The sequence below is a fragment of the Pacificibacter marinus genome (genome assembly GCF_900109555.1).
Taxonomy (GTDB): Bacteria; Pseudomonadota; Alphaproteobacteria; order Rhodobacterales; family Rhodobacteraceae; genus Celeribacter; species Celeribacter marinus_C.
In genome coordinates, this window is sequence record NZ_FNZV01000014.1 from 17,126 (window position 1) to 33,377 (window position 16,252).

Below are 16,252 nucleotides of genomic sequence, written 5' to 3' on the forward strand. Positions count from 1 at the left end.
GCGTCACACCTGCAAAACTGAGGAAACTAAAAGCTGAGTATAGGCATGTTGTGGGTCATCCAGAACTTGATCAGTCAGACCGGTTTCAATCACATGCCCGTCTTTCATAACCATCAATCTGTCCGCCAACAGGCGCACAACGGCAAGATCATGGGTCACGATAATCGCGCTAAGATTCATTTCGCGCACAAGGCCCCGCAGCAAATCAAGCAGTCGCGCTTGCACCGATACATCCAAACCACCTGTCGGTTCATCCATAAACACAAGACGCGGGGCGGTCACCAAATTACGTGCGATTTGCAGGCGTTGCTGCATCCCGCCAGAAAATGCAGTGGGGCGGTCATCAATCCGATCTTCGGTGATTTCGACACGGCCCAGCCAATCAATGGCCTTGGCGCGAATATCCCCGTAATGACGCGCATTCACGGCCATCAATCGTTCCCCAACATTGCCGCCAGCACTGACATTCATCCGCAACCCATCGCGGGCGTGTTGATGAACAAATGCCCAATCGGTGCGGCTTAACATGCGGCGTTCAGGCTCTGACATGGTGACCGTATCACGCAAACCTTGGGTGCGGGTGTCAAAGCGCACAGCCCCGCGGTCCGGTGTTAAATGTCCCGCTAGGCAATTCAGCAAAGTGGATTTGCCCGATCCGCTTTCGCCAACAATTCCCATGACTTCACCGGGGTACAGATCAAACGCAACATCCGTACACCCAATCCGCGCGCCATAGAATTTGGCGATGTTTTCAACTTGCAAAAGCGGGGTCATGCCGCGTCCTCCCCATATGGTACGCCTTGGGCGCCGATGTGGCCCTGTTTGCGGCGTGTGGCGCAATAATCCGTGTCAGAGCACATAAACAAGCGACCCCCTGCATCATCCACGATCAACTCGTCTAGGTAGCTGTCCGTCGCGTCGCAAAGATCGCAGGCGTGATCGGCTTTGGTGGGCTGGAAAGGATAGTCGTCAAAATCAAGACTGACCACTTGAGTATAGGGCGGGATCGCGTAGATGCGCTGTTCGCGACCTGCGCCAAACAACTGAATGCCCGCCATTTCCAATTTGGGATTGTCGAATTTCGGGATGGGCGAGGGGTCCATCACATAGCGTCCTTCGACTTTGACGGGATAGGCGTAAGCGGTGGCGATATCGCCGTGCTGACTGATGTCTTCGTATAATTTTACATGCATTAACCCGTATTCTTCAAGGCTGTGCATCTTGCGGGTTTCCACCTCGGACGGTTCCAAAAAACGCAGAGGTTCAGGAATAGGGACTTGATAGACAAGGATTTGATCATCGCGCAAATCTTGTTCAGGAATGCGGTGGCGGGTCTGGATCACGCTCGCCTCAGATGTGGCCTCGGTCACGTCAACGCCAGCGGTTTTTTGAAAAAAGCGCCTGATAGAAACCGCGTTTGTCGTATCATCAGCACCTTGGTCGATCACTTTATACGTGTCATCAGGCGTCAAAACTGCGGCAGAGACCTGCACCCCGCCTGTGCCCCAACCATACGGCATCGGCATTTCGCGGCTTGCAAAGGGCACCTGATAGCCGGGTATCGCGAGACCTTTCAGGATCGCACGGCGGATCATGCGTTTGGTCTGTTCGTCCAGATAGGCAAAGTTGTAATCGCTCATTCTGCCGCCTCCTGCATGATGTTTTCTTGCGCTTCGCGGCGCAGTTTTCGGATGAGTTCTAGCTCGGATTGGAAGTCAACATAGTGTGGCAATTTGATATGTTCCAAAAATCCAGTCGCTTGAATGTTATCACTATGATATAAAACAAATTCTTCGTCTTGTGCGGGGGCGCCAACATTGTCTTCGCCCAGTTCTTTCCAGCGCAATGCGCGGTCCACCAAAGCCATGGAAATTGCTTTGCGTTCGGTCATTCCGAACACCAATCCATAGCCCCGTGTGAATTGTGGCGGTTGTGTTTTGGAGCCTTGAAATTGGTTAACTGTTTCACTTTCCGTCACTGTGATTTCGCCGATCTCAATGGCAAAACCCAGTTCAGGTATGTCCATTTCCACGGCAACGGCCCCGATGCGCAACTCGGCAACAAAAGCATGGTTTCGAGCGTAACCGCGCTGGGTGGAATAGGCCATGCCAAGGATAAAGCCTTCGTCGCCGCGCGTCAGGGATTGCAAACGCAAAGCACGGCTTGCGGGCAGTTCCAATGGTGTACGGGTTAAATCGGCGGGGGTTTCAGCGCCCTGAGGTTCGCTTTGGATCAGATCTTCTTGATCCAGAAACGACATAATATGAGGTGTGGCATCTGGATGTGGCGTCCCGAGTGGGGCGTCATCCACGTCACCATCAGCGGCCAGTTTGAAATCTAGCAACCGATGCGTGTAATCGAAGGTTGGCCCAAGCACTTGTCCGCCCGGCGCATCTTTAAAGGTGGCCGAGACGCGACGATCGCAGGTCATCGTCTCGGTCTCAATCGGGTTTGACCCACCAAACCGTGGCAGCGTGGTGCGATAGGCGCGGATCAAAAAGATTGCTTCGATCAAATCTCCGCGCGCTTGCTTGATTGCCAAAGCGGCAAGATCAGGGTCGTAAAGCGAACCTTCTGCCATGACACGATTGACAGCCAATGCCATCTGTTCACGAATTTGCGGAACACTTAGCTCGGGAACCGCTTTGTCACCGCGCCGTTCTTCTGCAAGCCATGCGTGAGCGTTGTCGATGGCGCGTTCACCACCTTTTACAGCAACATACATCAGGTCACCTTTGTCGTTCGGGGCAAGGCCGCAAGGCGGTCACCGCTTGTGAAAATGAAATCAAGCCCCAATGGGAACAGCTGCGCATTGTCTTGAAAAGATTGCACCTTAGGCAACGACAATTGCGCCTGATTTTTGATCCCTGGTCCGCGCAAGGTGGCGCCTGTGTTGGATAACGTAGGGCGCTCGACAATTAAGGTGGCGGATCGATCAGGGTATTCTGGCGTGCCAATCGCAAAGTCTGATAGGGGCAGGTCATCCCATGCTCCGATGGCAAACATCGCATTTTGCGCAGCAACAAAAGGTGCGCCCGTGTGAAAGGTTATCCAGTCTCGGACCTTTGGCGTGTCATGGCTGGCTGCCAAATAGAGCGGCGTTTCTGGATCGCACAACGTCAGCAGCACCGCACCACTTGCGGGGGACAGAGGGGCGGGTGGTTGTGCGCCACTGATAGTAAAAATTTCACCCGGACGTGCCATTGCGGTCATCACGGCACGAAACGCGTGCGATGCATCGACGGGCACATCTGCAAAACCGCCTTCTAGAACTTGCGCTTGCATCAATCTTCTCCCCGCACCATCGTAAAGAAATCGACTTTTGTTGCCGCAGCTTTGGCAGCACGGTCGGATTTATATTTGTCGGCCATGGTCTGCAGAGGCATCAAAAGCCCCGCATTGACTGACGTGGCCGCATCCGTCTGCATGAGCGCGTCAACGCATGCAGCTTGCAGTGCATGATCTTTGTCACGGCCTTGCACATATCCATGGCCAACCGTGCCATCGGCCAATTTCACTGAGGCGCGGGTGACGGTCATTTCACCCAAATTAAAGGCCGCACCAACGGCACCTGCGCGCCCGCGCACCATGACGCTGCCGATCTCGGGGGCACGCAAAATGGTGTGATCAGACGCAACCTGTAAAGCTGCCCAAAGCCGAGCGACATCCGCCGCAGGCGACTTGGCCAGTAAACCCAACCAACCTTTTCGGGCGGCGTTTGGATCGCTCATTATATTCATCTAGACATCTTCCGCATATACTATACAACTATACAAATAATAGGGTAGGGCTCTCGTCCTGCCAATCCCTTGAAGTGTGAAGTTTTAGTGACATGACCCAGCGCACCCCAATCTGGAAAGCCATCGCCCTGTCGTTGCGAAGTGATATTGCTGAGGGCATGTATGGCGCTGGTGGTAAGCTTCCTACAGAAGCCGTGCTTGCCGCGCGCTTTGGTGTGAACCGCCATACTGTGCGTCATGCCCTGACTGCTTTAGCGGATGAGGGGCTTGTTTACGCCAGACGCGGCGCTGGGGTTTTTGTCGCGACAACGCCAACCGATTATCCGATTGGCCGTCGCGTGCGGTTTCACCAAAATCTGCGCGCTGCAGGGCGCACGCCGGCCAAGACAGTTCTGTTACTGGAAACCCGTGTGGCAAGCGCTCGGGAATCCGAGGCTCTAGAGTTGGCAGACGGGTCACTGGTCCATGTTTATGAAGGGTTGTCTTTGGCGGAAAATCGCCCCATTGCGTTGTTTCGCAGTCTTTTTCCCGCCGCGCGGTTCCCAGAGATGTTGACGCATCTCGAGGCCAACCCATCGGTGACCGCAGCCTTGGCGCAGTACGGCGTGCATGACTACACGCGCACATCAACTCGGGTGAATGCGAAACTGGCGACGGCAACCCAAGCGCTGCATCTGCAGATTTCCGAACACGCGCCCATACTGCGTACCATCAGCATTAACAGCGCCGCCGATGGCAGTCCGATTGAAGTGGGGCGCACTTGGTTTGCGGGGGATAAAGTGACGTTGACACTTGCGGATCTTTGATCTCGCGCCGTCCTTATTCATACCGCTCTAAGAATGCCGCAGCACTCAATGCGCGAAAATCACCTAAGGCCTGACGCAGTTGTTCATGAGGCCAATCCCACCACGCCAAAGCCAATAACCGCTCGACAATGTCGGGGGCAAAGCGTGGTCGCAACGGGACAGCCGGAATGCCTGCAACAATCATATAAGAGGGCACATCCTTGGTCACGATGGCTCCGCCTGCAATGACGGCACCGTGTCCAATCGTCACGTCTGGCCGCACCTGTACGCCGTGACCCAACCAAGTGTCGTTGCCAATCACGCTACGTCGGGTCCGCCTGTGGGCAAACCAGTCATCATCTTGCGTTTCATCGTCAAAGTAGTCTGCCGAGCGATAGTGAAAATGATGCAAACTGGCCTTGTCCATCGGGTGATCTGTGGCCCCGATCCGCACAAACGCTGCGATGTTCGAAAACTTGCCCACGGTGGCGTTGGCAATGTCACAGTATCGATCGCAATAGGCGTAATCGTCGAAATGGCTGTGGGCCAAACGGGTGCCACGGCCGATTTCATTAAAAGCGCCAAACGTTGTATCGCTCACTTCGCAGTCGGGGTGAATGAAAGGTGTATCGGCCTTTAAACGTGCCATCAGTGTCCGCCCTCATCACCTGTGATCAACTTGCGGCGCAGCCAGCCTGACAAAGTGTCCATCGCCATCACCAACAAGATAATCAAAACGATGTAGTACGTGACTTCTTCCCAGTCCTTTTGGGTCGCAATGGCTTGGGTCAACAGCAATCCGATGCCGCCGCCAGTGATCGCCCCGATAATCGTTGCTGATCTGGTGTTGGATTCGAAATAATAGAGCACCTGACTGAGCAGAACTGGCATGATTTGTGGGATCACTCCAAAGCGGTAGCGTTGCAGTGGTTTGGCGCCTGTCGATGTGATGCCTTCGATCTGTTTTTCATCGACATTCTCAAGAGCTTCCGAGAACATTTTGCCGAAAGATCCAGTGTCTGTCAGTAAGATCGCAAGCGCGCCAGTTAATGGTCCTGGGCCAAAAGCGCGGCTCAAAACGATGGTCCAAATCAACCCATCTACACCCCGCAAGAAATCAAAGACGCGTCGGGCCGTAAACCGGAGAGCGCCCAGCGGAGAAAAGTTGCGCGCGGCGAGAAATGCCAGTGGCAGCGCGATAATTGCAGCCCCAAAGGTGCCCAAAAACGCCATCAACAGGGTTTCAAACAGCGCCCAAAATACGTCGCCATGCCGCCACATTTTGTTGGTCCAAAAGCCTTGCCAGATGGCACCGAATTCGCCGTCCAGAGCATGAGACAGCAACGCGCTCGGTCCCATGCCATAATAAGGGCTGTCGAGCGTGAAAAAGAATAACTCCCAACCATAGCTGTATTTGAAAACCTCAGCACGCGAGCGGGTGATGGTGAACCTGCCTGCATCGGTGTTGATCATAACTCGGTTTTTGGACGCACTGATGAAATCCGGCAAGTCCCCGCTTGGGAATTCAGCATTAACGCCATTGGTGCCTGGACGCGCCGTCACAATCCCATAGTCTGGAATGTCATAGCTGACCTGCGGCCCCAGCGTGATCAAGTGTCCGTGGCCCAAATCAACCAAAGTGGTGTCGCCAAGCGTGACCCAATCAGGGGCGCTGCCTTTGGGGTATGTGCCTTTTCTTTCGCCCTCTATCGCAATGGTAAGCGTGTCTGTGCGGTTGTCGCGCGCGACATGGGTTTTGTAACTATAGGTGTCTGATACCAGCGTTCGGGCGTTGTTCAAATTGATCCTATCGCCAAGTCCAGCCACATCGAAAGACACGAAAATATACGCGAAATAGGCAATGATGATCAAAGGCACTGCAATCGTGATCCGCTTTTTTCGGCTGAATTGCGTGATGGTGGCGGCGTGCAAGGTTGCGGCGGTCATGAGGTCACCTCTGTCATCGGCGTGCCGTGGGTTAGGCGGTTTCGCAGCAGGCTTGATAGCTGATCAACCACAACAATCGTCAAGAAGAGTAGAATGAAAATCGCAGCGGCTTCGTCATATTTTCCGTTGCCCCAGCTCATGGTGTTGCGCAGGTCGTAGCCGATGCCACCCGCACCGACAAATCCTAGAATAGCCGACGCGCGGATGTTTATTTCGAACCGCAAAAGCGCATAACTTAGGTAGTTCGGGGCGACTTGGGGGATGACACCCAACCACATGCGTTGCGTCCAGTTGGCGCCGACAGATGCCAGCCCTTCAACAGGTTTCAAAGATGCGTTTTCATTGACCTCGGAAAACAGTTTTCCTATGGCCCCAACGGTGTGCAGCGCAATGGCGATCATGGCAGGCACAGGGCCGCCGCCCAACATGAAAATCAAGACCAGCGCTATTACGATTTCTGGCACCGCGCGCAAAATATCAAGAATTCGCCGCAACGGACCAACCAACCATGGAATAGGCGCAAGACCACGTGTCACCAACAGGGACATCACAAGTCCCAACATAGCCCCAATCAGAGTCGACGCCGCAGCGATATTGATCGTTTCGATCAATGAGGGAATGTATCTTATCAGGTGAGCTGGCATCAAATAGGCGCGTTCAATCGCCTCGCCAAACATCGCGGCAGGGAAGTCGAATATATTGCCAAGCCCATCCCAAAACCCGCCTGCATTGCGACTGTCAGCTGTGTAAAAACCAGAGGCCAGCAATGCGAGAAACAGCACCAGCATGATAAAGTTCATCAACCGTTTGGATTTGATCTGTGCAAGATATGCATCGCTCAAACGCGTCTCGGTGGCGCGCGGTGCTGTATTAGGTGCCATGTGTTGCCCTTGCAAAAAGTGCTGGCTCTGGAGTGCCCAGAGCCAGCGGAAGGTTTCATAAAACCGAACGACTTAGTTGGATTTTGCCAGACGTGCCGCAACAATAGATGTGTAGGCATCGTGTGTGATCGGATCGAAACCGCTGACTTCGCCACCAGCAAGAGCTGTTGCGCAATCAGGATCGGTTTCACCCAATGTATCGATGATACCTGTCACAGTCGCGCGCACGTCATCTGGCAATGCGTTGCGTAGAACAACAGGTTCGCCTGGGATCAATTTTGAACGCCAGATTTCGACCAGATCGTTCATGTCGACCAAGCCCGCATCAACGGCTTTGCGAAGCGCACCGAAAGTGTAGCCGTCTTCCCATTCGCCTTGGCCGTCAGTCCAAGTCACGCCGGCATCAACGTCGCCATTGTTCACAGCAACGATTGTTTGTTCGTGACCGCCAGTGAATTTAACTTCACCAAAGTATGCACCGTTTTCCATTGAAGCGCCCGTCGTTGTTGGGATTTCGACGGATGGGATCAAGTAACCAGATGTGGAATTTGGATCACCAAAACCAAAGACTTTGCCTTGCATGTCTTCGAGTGATTTCACGCCGCTATCAACGCGCGCAAAGCCCACTGAATAGTAGCCGGTGGAACCGTCTGTGTTCACTTTGATAAGGATCGGAGACACTGCATTTTCGTCAGCAATGTGGACCGCTGCATAAGACGATGGGCCCATCAATGACAAATCGATCGTCCCACCCAAAAGACCTTGGATAACGCCGTTGTAGTCAGCTGGCGCAAACAATTTTGTTGGCACGCCAAGAGCGTCTTCGATCATGCTGCGCAAACATTCGTTGCTGTTCATGCGGTCTTGAGCGTTTTCACCACCCAAAATGCCGATGCGGAATTCATCGATGGCTTGGCCATCAGCAAAAGCTGCGTGGGACAGTGTGGTTGTCATAAGTGCAAGTGCGATGATCTTTTTCATCTGTGATCTCTCTTTGGTTAAAGGCACCCCAAGCGAGGGCAAAGGTAAAACGATTGGCACTAATGCGCCGCGATGTCGGCCAATAATTTATTGCCCGGTTCCGTTGTTTCTATCTGGGTGGAGGTCGTTGCTTCTGAGAAGCTTGCATCGGCTCCATAGATGTCACGCGCAGCGCCAGTGGTCAGCTGCTCTGGTGTTCCGTCAAAAACGATCTTGCCGTCCCGCATACCGATGACGCGGTCGCAATAGCGTCGCGCAGTATCGAGCGTGTGTAGATTGGCGATCACCATGCGGTTGTCTTGTTCGTGAATGTCGCGCAAGGATTGCATCACGACCTGCGCGTTCATTGGGTCAAGCGATGCAATCGGTTCATCCGCTAGAATAATGCGAGGATCTTGCATCAAAGCGCGTGCAATCGCGACGCGCTGTTGCTGGCCGCCAGACAGGGCCTCGGCGCGTTTCGGCGCATGTTCTGCAATGCCCAAGCGCTCTAAGATATCGATAGCGCTGTGGATGTCTTCGTCTGGGTACAGGTTGAACATTGTGGACATTGTCGAGCGTCTGTTCAAAGTCCCGTGCAGCACGTTGGATACGACGTCCATGCGCGGCACCAAATTAAACTGTTGGAAAATCATCGCACATTGTGATTGCCAGTTGCGCTTTGCGGCTCCGCGCAAGTCTGTCACGCTCAAGCCATCAAACGTAATCTCACCCGAGGTAGAATCTGTCAGTTTATTCAAGATACGCAGCAGCGTAGATTTGCCTGCGCCAGACCGACCGATAATGCCGATCATCATCGGCTTATCTACAACAAAGCTTGCAGCCTTAACGGCGGTATTTGCGCCAAATGTTTTCGTGATATTGTCAAATCGCAACATTGCGTTACCCCCGTGTTAGGGGCTCGATAGTCATGGTATGCTTCACTTTTGTATCTGCTTTGAGAAACTTTTGTGACAGGCTACATTCTTGGCATCGGATGCCGTGGTTTTAAAAATCACCGGGGGCGCATTGAAGACAGGTCAGCCCAGCGTCGCGCCAAAATGTTACAACTGAACTGCGGTCATCAACAACAAGCCATGGGCGGTAGCCATCTGAGTGAATGCGTTCCAACGCCGAGCGTTTCACATCGGGATCACTTGCATGGTCTTCGTCTGGCTTGCGCAGATATAGCGCATCATGTGCGATCCCAACCTGATCAAGCCACGCGCGGGTAAAGGCGCGCCAACCTTCTGGACGACCTGTGCACAGCACAATCGCCTCGCCCTGCGCTTTGAGTTTATGCAGCAACCGTGCCACAGGTTCGATCAATGCCGCTGTTGCCATCTCTTCGTGAAAGCTCTGCCATTGTTTGTTGTCCCCATGGACAAGATGCCCCAAGCGATCGGCATCAAATTCTGCCAAAGTGCCATCGATATCGAAAATTACACAATCCATGATTTGTCTTTCTTGTCTGGTATGCGCGCATCCCAGTCATCAAGGCCGGGGGCGAAAAGATAAGGTGTTGTATTGACCGGCGAAGGGCCATGCGCAGTGCCACCAGTCAAATGACGGACGGCCCGAATAACCCCTGAATGAGCAACCAAAACGGGCAAGCAAGATGGCCCGTGCCGCTGCGCCTCGGTGGTGGCAAACGTCACCGCATCCGCAACACGCTGCAACATATCGGGCCACGGCTCACCGCCCTTGGGCGTTTGGTCTCGCGGTGGAAGTTCGGACACGGGGCGTCCTTCAAACACCCCCCAATCTCGTTCACGCAACCCGTTTAAAACAATGGGGTCGTGTTCTGGAAACCCAAGGTGTGCAGTGTCGCGGGCACGTTGTTGTGGGCTTGAAAACAACAAAATGGTTTTGGGCCACATCCAGTCGGGCAGGGCGCATGCGGCACTGCGACCCTCAGGCGTCAATTGCGCTTCAATTCGACCCGCGATACGCCCGTCTCGATTGGCGTCGGTCTGACCATGACGGATTACAACGAATGCAGTTTTCAGATGCATCATAAAACACATCTTTCATGCAGCAAAAGCCGCGCCTTGATGCGTGGTTCAAGCGCGTACTCTTCGGGTTGGGAACAAAACAGCGGCGCATACTGATGCGCGCCAAGGTTGCGGATCATCTTGATTTGATCCGACAGTGGGGGATGTACATTCCAGCGCAAAAAATGCCCGCCCTGTGCCGCGATGTCACGCGCATGGGCTGTCATATGTCCGGTGAAAATTACCGTTGCATCCTGTCCCAAACGGCCCGCGTCGCGCCATGTTTGTACGATGTGCCAAGCCATGCCTGCATCCGCATTGGGGGTGTCGCAGATCAAAAACTGTGCGGTTGGGTCAAAGCAGCGTTCAAGCAACGGGGCCAACTGATGCGCTGCACTGCTTAAGGTGCCACTTTGCAAAGCGCAGGTGATTGCCTGTTTGCACGTCTCATCCAAAGACACATTCCCAAGGCGCATCAAATGCAAGGCCAATTCCCCTGCACGACCTGATGGCGGCACAGGGAATAGGATTTTGCGTCCTGCGTTTTGGGTCAGCATTTGATCTAATGCAATACGACGTTGGCTTTGTGGAACATCATCAAGATGATAGGACGCATCGATAAGCGCCGTGCGCGCAAGAGGCGGCGTGTCAAAAGCGAACCACTCACTTTCTTCGGACCAGTCACCGGAAAAAAACAACCCGTCGCCCAAGTCGAAATGAAACCATACACCGCCCAAAGCGTGACCATTGCGCCCTGTCGTCAGGGTCACATTGTCGATACGCGTTTGCCCGATTTCTGGCAGCACTTCGACGGTCGCACCCGCTGGCAGGGCACGCGCGGTTTGCGCGGTACAGTGGATCGGAATGTTGGCCGCAATGACATGCGACGCCCCGCCGATGTGATCAATATGATCATGTGAAATAAACACCCGATCCGCACCCTCAAGCCAGTTGGGATTGAAGGGGGACGTTTCTTCAGGACCTACGCCGACATCCAGAACCCATAACGATTGCCCCGTCCACAGACGGATGCAGGCGGGCCCTTTTTCGCCAAGACCAGACAGAACTTCGATCCATGCGGTTGTTATGCTGGTGTCACGCATAAGCCAAACTCTTGGCCATCAAACTGTTGCTGTCAGGATCATGAAATGCCCACAGATCATCTAGGTGTATACCAACCGTTTCGCCAATAGCGGCGCGGCGCGTGGCAAAAGCGACAAGTGTTTCGCCCGCAGTGTCCAAGCTCAACCGAAAGCGCCCGCCCAGATACGTGCAACTGATCACACGTCCACGGATTGCGGCATCATCACGCAATGTGATGGATTCGGGGCGGATGCTGACATGGCTTGGCTCGGTCGTCGCGCTGCGCGCGCGCACATCTTGACCAAAAACGTTCACAACGGGTTGGTGTCCATCGACGCGGCCAGTGCGCCGCACAGGCACCACAGCCCCATCGCCGACAAACCCCGCCACAAAGCAATCTACAGGTTCGCGGTAAAGGGTTTCGGGGGCTGCGAATTGCCGGATTTTACCCGCTTGCATCACGGCCACACGGTCAGCCAAAGCCAAAGCTTCGCCCTGATCATGCGTGACATAAAGCATAGTGGCTTTGGTGCGGCGATGGAACATTGAAAACACATCGTGCATCGAGGCACGCAGGGCTAAATCCAGATTGGCCAGCGGTTCGTCCAGCAAAACAGCGCGGGGATCAAACACCAGACAGCGGGCCAGTGCGACACGTTGACGTTGTCCGCCCGACAGTTGCGACGGCATACGGTCCGCAAAGTCACTGAGACCCGTTAAGGTCAAAGCCTCAGAAACGCGGTTTTGTCGCTCTGCGCGCGGCACACGGCGCACTTCCAAAGGATACGCTACATTGGCTGCCACGCTTTTGTGTGGCCAAAGCGCATAAGATTGAAATACGATGCCAATCTCGCGGTCTTCTGGTGGCACAAATTGGCGCTCCCCCGCCACAGTTTGACCGCCAAGATCAATGGTGCCAGCACTGGGTTGTTCAAACCCCGCTGTCAAACGCAGCAACGTGGTTTTACCACACCCTGAGGGGCCGAGCAGTGCCACAAATTCCCCCGAGGCAATCTGAGCATTGATGTCTTGCAGCGCAGGGACGCCGTCGAACTGTTTTGAGAGATTGGAAAAATTCAGCTCTGCCATGGGATAACCCCTTTTGGAAATTTGTTTGATCCGGCCTGAACCAGCCCCATAAGCACAATGATGAGAAGCACGATGGACATAGCCAAGGCCGAAGCCATAACCGTTTCGCCGCTGTCTTCTAGATTGTAGATCACCACGCCCAAGGTTTCTGTGCCCGATGACCACAACAGCGCGGATACAGTGAGTTCATTGACCGCAGTGAGAAACACCAAGATTGCGCCTGCTGCCGCAGAGGGCGCTGCGAGCGGCAACACGATGTCGCGCAAGCGCCGTCCCAAATGTGCACCAACACTGGCGGCGGCTTCTTCCATCGCGGGGTCCAGCTGCGCAATGCTGGCTTGGATCGGGCGCAGCATCACCACAAAGAACCGCGCGAGATAGGCCATTAAAATGATCCAAATCGTGCCATAGAGTGTCAGGTCAGTGAACGGCAAGTTCAAGAATGTCAGGATACAGGCGATCGACAATACAACGCCGGGCAGGGCATAGGGCAAATCAATCAGCGCATCTAAAAGGCGACTGAGACGGGTGGCTCGACGTTCCATCAACCACGCCAAAGGCAGACAAATCGCCAACAAAACCGCAGCAGCAGAGGTCGCAAGGATCAACGAGTTTCCATAGGCGCGCCGCGTGACAGGTTGCGTGATCAAGACCTCTTTCCATGCCTCAAGCGTGGCATTGCCAAAGTTCAGCGTCACACCATAGGCCGGGATCAAGGACGTCGCCAAAAGCGCAAGCAAGGGCAGGGCAAGGATCACAAAGATGAACACCCAAAGCCCGATTTCAACGGGCTGCCGCGCCGCACCAAGGTTAAGAGCCAGCGGAGTACCAGATAACCCGACAAGGCCGAACCCACGGCGTGACAACACAAACCGACTGAACAAAACGCCGACAATGGCGACCGCGCCGATGAGCAATGCAAGCACAGCGACTTCGGGCAAAACAGAGGGGCCCATTCCGACAAGTCTTTGATAAATAAGGGTCGGAAGCGTCGCATAGCCTGCAGGAATACCCAGCATCGCAGGAATGCCAAAATTGCCCAAAGCGGTCACAAACGCCATAGCACCGCCTGCGATGAGCGCGGGCATAGATAGCGGCAAAACGGTTTGAACCCAAACACGCATAGGTCCTGCGCCAGACATGCGGGCGGCTTCGACCAGATCGGCGGGGATCATGCGCAGTCCGGCGCGTAGGGTCAAAAAGACCAAAGAGGCATGTTGAATACCCAGCAAAAGAATGATGCCACTGGGGGAATGCAGTGGCTGAGGACTGCCTAAGGGCGGTGCAAGACCAACCACTTTAAGCAGGGTCGACGAGGGACCCGCCATTTGCATCCATGCCAGTGCAGTGATCTGTGGCGGGATCATCATCGGCACCATAAGGCAAAAGACCAAAGCGCCTTTGCCACGGATATCTGTCAGCGCGACAAGGTAGGCAAACGCCCCACCGATCAAGATCGACAAAAGCGTTCCGCCGCCTGCTGTGATCAGCGAATGGTTGAGCGCTGTTCCCGTTGATGGGCGCGCCAGAACCGTCGTCAGATGCGAGGTGGTAAAGCCATCGCCAAATCCGATGCCTTCTAGTAACAGGCGCACGACAGGCCCAAGCGCAATCAAAGCGACGGGCAGAAAAATAAGTGGCAGCAGCCGATCCAAAGACCGGCTGCTTTTCCGTGTTAAAGGCAGCGTGTTCATTGAACGCCAAAGACCTTGGCAAAGCGTTCTTTGTTGCTTTGCGCGTCTGCCAATGCCTGCGCTGGATCAAATGACATCAAGTTGATGTCACCGCGCGCAGGGAACCCTTCGGGGCTATCGACACCGTCGCGGGCCGGAATGTAACCCATGTCAACGACAAGGTTTTGACCTGCTTCGCTGAGCAAGAAGTCGACAAACTTTTCGGCTGCATCCATGTGCTGTGTGCCCGCCATGATTGCGACAGGTTCGGTCACATAAGACACGCCCTCTTCGGGGATCACGAAGTCAACGGGGGAACCGTCTGCTTTGGCGCGGATTGCCAAAAAGTCGACCAGCACACCATAAGGTTTTTCACCAGCTGCGACGGCTTTGAATGTGCCGCCATTGCCGCCTTCGGCGCGGGTGTTGTTTGCGGCCAAAGCTTCATAGTATTCCCAACCAAGACCCTCTGTGCCCGTCAGGGTCGCGAGGTGGATCAAAGCTGCACCAGAATAAAGTGGTGATGGCATCGCAACAAGATTTGCCATCTCAGGCTTAACCAGATCAGCCCAAGAGCTTGGCACCATGTCCGCGCCAGTGTTGTAAACGATGCCTGTCGTGATCAATTTGGTCGAGTGGTAATAGCCATCGGCACTGTAAAGGGACGCGTCATATGCGGCATCTTCAGTTGAAGAATAAGCAGCCAATTTTCCTTCTTGGGCCAGACCTTCAAGTGTCACCATATCTGAAATCAAGAGAACGTCTGCCTGCGGTTGACCCGCTTCGATTTCGGCAGCGACCCGTGACATCAATTTGGTGGTGCCATCGCGCACCCATTCAACGTCAATATTCGGATTAGCCGCTTCAAACGCGTCAACCGTCATTTGCGCATCGGCATTGGGTTGTGACGTGTACAACGTTAAAGTGTCAGCACTGGCCAAGGTCGGGATCGCCAAGGCAATGGCGGCAGTCAAAAGGGAACGTGACATCAGAGTCTCCTGATTTGTTACTTTCGTTCGAAAGAGAAATTGAAGTGGTTTTGTTTCTCATCGGCTACCTAGACCGCGTTTATAACAACTCTATGACACTTGCTAAAATATATAAAAAAAGAACATTGCAATTCATTCGAAGGGAATGAAACACTGTTCACACTGCAATTTTATAGGTTTCGAACGAACATGAGTATTTCTGAGACAGCACGTCGACGCGACCGCATTGTAAACTTGCTTTCAAGTTACGGAGAGCTGTCTACATCTGCTCTGTCTGACATGTTGGAGGTCACGGTTCAAACGCTACGCACGGACTTGCGCGCTCTTGATGAAGCACGTCTTGTCCGCCGTCGCCACGGTGGGGTGACCTTAGCGACCGCGAGCGAAAACATTGATTATCAACCACGTTTGACCGTCTCGCGCGATGAAAAAGCGCGGATCGGTGCGGCGATGGCAAAGCTTATCCCAAACGGGTCCACTGTGGCGCTCGGGACAGGAACGACGGTTGAAGCCGTGGCACGGGCACTTGTCGGGCACGTTGGTCTGACTGTCGCGACCAATAATATTCATGTGGTGATGGCGCTCAGAATGGCGGAAGACATCAAAATTATGCTCGCAGGAGGCGATGTGCGGCTGCGCGATATGGATTTTATCGGTGCTGAAAGCCGTGAGTTTTTTGAAGGATTGCAGTTCGATCATGCCGTCTTTTCAGTTGGTGGGATCTCAGAGACAGGCGATCTGCTTGATTTTAATCTTGATGAAATTCGCGCGCGTCAAGCAATTTCAGGCTGTGCGCAAGAGCGAACCCTTGTCATTGATCATGCAAAGTGCGGTCGAAAAGCGCCACACCGCTGGGGGCAACTTCATGCGATGGAGCGTGTCATTTGCGGCGGAAAATTGCCCGAAAATTTACATCGCGCCGCGCAAGAAACGACCTGTGACATACTTGAGGTTTAGCACCTGTCGCATGTCAGTGTTCGTGCTGTTTGACATGTATGAAATTGCTTGAAATTTGATTGATATCGCAACAAAAGCAGTCATTTATCAGGCGAAGCTAATATTATAGACTATTTTGTTTTGGCTAGAATTCTGTCCGTGTCAGTGTGTATCG

General features: G+C 53.9%; 18 protein-coding genes. 2 read left to right on the forward strand and 16 right to left on the reverse strand.

What is annotated here, in order from left to right; all coding sequences use genetic code 11:
- Positions 1 to 3 precede the first annotated feature (3 nt).
- The 5 genes from phnK to phnG are packed head-to-tail and all read right to left on the reverse strand — an operon-like array spanning position 4 to position 3,740.
- Positions 4 to 774, reverse strand: a complete 771-nt coding sequence (gene phnK / locus BM025_RS15565; RefSeq protein ID WP_085849988.1) for a phosphonate C-P lyase system protein PhnK — start codon at positions 772 to 774, stop codon at positions 4 to 6.
- On the reverse strand, positions 771 to 1,640 hold the full coding sequence (locus tag BM025_RS15570; protein WP_085849989.1) for an alpha-D-ribose 1-methylphosphonate 5-phosphate C-P-lyase PhnJ: 870 nt from the start codon (positions 1,638 to 1,640) through the stop codon (positions 771 to 773). The genes phnK and BM025_RS15570 overlap by 4 nt, the downstream gene beginning before the upstream one ends.
- A complete protein-coding gene (locus BM025_RS15575; protein ID WP_085849990.1) occupies positions 1,637 to 2,725 on the reverse strand; it encodes a carbon-phosphorus lyase complex subunit in 1,089 nt (362 codons plus the stop codon). The genes BM025_RS15570 and BM025_RS15575 overlap by 4 nt, the downstream gene beginning before the upstream one ends.
- Positions 2,725 to 3,285: a phosphonate C-P lyase system protein PhnH gene (phnH, locus tag BM025_RS15580; protein WP_085849991.1), complete on the reverse strand. Its 561-nt coding sequence runs from the start codon at positions 3,283 to 3,285 to the stop codon at positions 2,725 to 2,727. Before phnH ends, BM025_RS15575 begins: the two co-directional genes overlap by 1 nt.
- Complete coding sequence (gene phnG, locus BM025_RS15585) at positions 3,285 to 3,740, reverse strand: phosphonate C-P lyase system protein PhnG (RefSeq protein WP_085849992.1); 456 nt, start codon at positions 3,738 to 3,740, stop codon at positions 3,285 to 3,287. Before phnG ends, phnH begins: the two co-directional genes overlap by 1 nt.
- A gap of 92 nt (positions 3,741 to 3,832) precedes the next feature.
- On the opposite strand from phnG, the gene phnF reads away from it, so the two are divergent.
- Positions 3,833 to 4,546 (forward strand): phosphonate metabolism transcriptional regulator PhnF, encoded by a 714-nt coding sequence (gene phnF / locus BM025_RS15590; protein WP_085849993.1) that lies wholly within the window; start codon positions 3,833 to 3,835, stop codon positions 4,544 to 4,546.
- 13 nt (positions 4,547 to 4,559) lie between these two features.
- Here the strand turns inward: phnF and BM025_RS15595 are convergent, their stop codons facing one another.
- The 11 genes from BM025_RS15595 to BM025_RS15645 form a co-directional block, all read right to left on the reverse strand.
- On the reverse strand, positions 4,560 to 5,174 hold the full coding sequence (locus BM025_RS15595; RefSeq protein ID WP_085849994.1) for an LbetaH domain-containing protein: 615 nt from the start codon (positions 5,172 to 5,174) through the stop codon (positions 4,560 to 4,562).
- Positions 5,174 to 6,472: a phosphonate ABC transporter, permease protein PhnE gene (gene phnE / locus BM025_RS15600; protein WP_085849995.1), complete on the reverse strand. Its 1,299-nt coding sequence runs from the start codon at positions 6,470 to 6,472 to the stop codon at positions 5,174 to 5,176. The genes BM025_RS15595 and phnE (BM025_RS15600) overlap by 1 nt, the downstream gene beginning before the upstream one ends.
- The gene (gene phnE / locus BM025_RS15605; RefSeq protein WP_085849996.1) at positions 6,469 to 7,353 is read right to left on the reverse strand and encodes a phosphonate ABC transporter, permease protein PhnE; all 885 of its coding nucleotides are present in this window, start codon (positions 7,351 to 7,353) and stop codon (positions 6,469 to 6,471) included. The genes phnE (BM025_RS15600) and phnE (BM025_RS15605) overlap by 4 nt, the downstream gene beginning before the upstream one ends.
- A gap of 72 nt (positions 7,354 to 7,425) precedes the next feature.
- The gene (gene phnD, locus BM025_RS15610; RefSeq protein WP_085849997.1) at positions 7,426 to 8,334 is read right to left on the reverse strand and encodes a phosphonate ABC transporter substrate-binding protein; all 909 of its coding nucleotides are present in this window, start codon (positions 8,332 to 8,334) and stop codon (positions 7,426 to 7,428) included.
- 59 nt (positions 8,335 to 8,393) lie between these two features.
- A complete protein-coding gene (phnC, locus tag BM025_RS15615; protein WP_085849998.1) occupies positions 8,394 to 9,212 on the reverse strand; it encodes a phosphonate ABC transporter ATP-binding protein in 819 nt (272 codons plus the stop codon).
- A 109-nt stretch (positions 9,213 to 9,321) separates the two neighbouring features.
- A complete protein-coding gene (locus BM025_RS15620) occupies positions 9,322 to 9,768 on the reverse strand; it encodes a phosphatase domain-containing protein (RefSeq protein ID WP_085849999.1) in 447 nt (148 codons plus the stop codon).
- Positions 9,756 to 10,331: a histidine phosphatase family protein gene (locus BM025_RS15625; protein WP_244515863.1), complete on the reverse strand. Its 576-nt coding sequence runs from the start codon at positions 10,329 to 10,331 to the stop codon at positions 9,756 to 9,758. Before BM025_RS15625 ends, BM025_RS15620 begins: the two co-directional genes overlap by 13 nt.
- Positions 10,328 to 11,410, reverse strand: a complete 1,083-nt coding sequence (locus BM025_RS15630; RefSeq protein ID WP_170842208.1) for an MBL fold metallo-hydrolase — start codon at positions 11,408 to 11,410, stop codon at positions 10,328 to 10,330. Before BM025_RS15630 ends, BM025_RS15625 begins: the two co-directional genes overlap by 4 nt.
- Positions 11,403 to 12,479, reverse strand: coding sequence for an ABC transporter ATP-binding protein (locus BM025_RS15635; protein ID WP_085850001.1), 1,077 nt, complete (start codon positions 12,477 to 12,479; stop codon positions 11,403 to 11,405). Before BM025_RS15635 ends, BM025_RS15630 begins: the two co-directional genes overlap by 8 nt.
- Positions 12,467 to 14,173: an ABC transporter permease gene (locus tag BM025_RS15640; protein ID WP_085850002.1), complete on the reverse strand. Its 1,707-nt coding sequence runs from the start codon at positions 14,171 to 14,173 to the stop codon at positions 12,467 to 12,469. The genes BM025_RS15635 and BM025_RS15640 overlap by 13 nt, the downstream gene beginning before the upstream one ends.
- On the reverse strand, positions 14,170 to 15,141 hold the full coding sequence (locus tag BM025_RS15645; protein WP_085850003.1) for an ABC transporter substrate-binding protein: 972 nt from the start codon (positions 15,139 to 15,141) through the stop codon (positions 14,170 to 14,172). Before BM025_RS15645 ends, BM025_RS15640 begins: the two co-directional genes overlap by 4 nt.
- 189 nt (positions 15,142 to 15,330) lie before the next feature.
- Here BM025_RS15645 and BM025_RS15650 point away from each other — a divergent pair, with 189 nt between their 5' ends.
- Entirely contained in the window at positions 15,331 to 16,098 is a 768-nt protein-coding gene (locus tag BM025_RS15650; RefSeq protein ID WP_085850004.1) for a DeoR/GlpR family DNA-binding transcription regulator, read from the forward strand.
- Positions 16,099 to 16,252 lie beyond the last annotated feature (154 nt).

What these genes read in the sequence shown, in the direction of transcription:
- phnK (WP_085849988.1), bottom strand. Translation starts at nt 774, where the DNA reads ATGACCCCGCTTTTGCAAGTTGAAAACATCGCCAAATTCTATGGCGCG.
- BM025_RS15570 (WP_085849989.1), bottom strand. Translation starts at nt 1,640, where the DNA reads ATGAGCGATTACAACTTTGCCTATCTGGACGAACAGACCAAACGCATG.
- BM025_RS15575 (WP_085849990.1), bottom strand. Translation starts at nt 2,725, where the DNA reads ATGTATGTTGCTGTAAAAGGTGGTGAACGCGCCATCGACAACGCTCAC.
- phnH (WP_085849991.1), bottom strand. Translation starts at nt 3,285, where the DNA reads ATGCAAGCGCAAGTTCTAGAAGGCGGTTTTGCAGATGTGCCCGTCGAT.
- phnG (WP_085849992.1), bottom strand. Translation starts at nt 3,740, where the DNA reads ATGAATATAATGAGCGATCCAAACGCCGCCCGAAAAGGTTGGTTGGGT.
- phnF (WP_085849993.1), top strand. Translation starts at nt 3,833, where the DNA reads ATGACCCAGCGCACCCCAATCTGGAAAGCCATCGCCCTGTCGTTGCGA.
- BM025_RS15595 (WP_085849994.1), bottom strand. Translation starts at nt 5,174, where the DNA reads ATGGCACGTTTAAAGGCCGATACACCTTTCATTCACCCCGACTGCGAA.
- phnE (WP_085849995.1), bottom strand. Translation starts at nt 6,472, where the DNA reads ATGACCGCCGCAACCTTGCACGCCGCCACCATCACGCAATTCAGCCGA.
- phnE (WP_085849996.1), bottom strand. Translation starts at nt 7,353, where the DNA reads ATGGCACCTAATACAGCACCGCGCGCCACCGAGACGCGTTTGAGCGAT.
- phnD (WP_085849997.1), bottom strand. Translation starts at nt 8,334, where the DNA reads ATGAAAAAGATCATCGCACTTGCACTTATGACAACCACACTGTCCCAC.
- phnC (WP_085849998.1), bottom strand. Translation starts at nt 9,212, where the DNA reads ATGTTGCGATTTGACAATATCACGAAAACATTTGGCGCAAATACCGCC.
- BM025_RS15620 (WP_085849999.1), bottom strand. Translation starts at nt 9,768, where the DNA reads ATGGATTGTGTAATTTTCGATATCGATGGCACTTTGGCAGAATTTGAT.
- BM025_RS15625 (WP_244515863.1), bottom strand. Translation starts at nt 10,331, where the DNA reads ATGATGCATCTGAAAACTGCATTCGTTGTAATCCGTCATGGTCAGACC.
- BM025_RS15630 (WP_170842208.1), bottom strand. Translation starts at nt 11,410, where the DNA reads ATGCGTGACACCAGCATAACAACCGCATGGATCGAAGTTCTGTCTGGT.
- BM025_RS15635 (WP_085850001.1), bottom strand. Translation starts at nt 12,479, where the DNA reads ATGGCAGAGCTGAATTTTTCCAATCTCTCAAAACAGTTCGACGGCGTC.
- BM025_RS15640 (WP_085850002.1), bottom strand. Translation starts at nt 14,173, where the DNA reads ATGAACACGCTGCCTTTAACACGGAAAAGCAGCCGGTCTTTGGATCGG.
- BM025_RS15645 (WP_085850003.1), bottom strand. Translation starts at nt 15,141, where the DNA reads ATGTCACGTTCCCTTTTGACTGCCGCCATTGCCTTGGCGATCCCGACC.
- BM025_RS15650 (WP_085850004.1), top strand. Translation starts at nt 15,331, where the DNA reads ATGAGTATTTCTGAGACAGCACGTCGACGCGACCGCATTGTAAACTTG.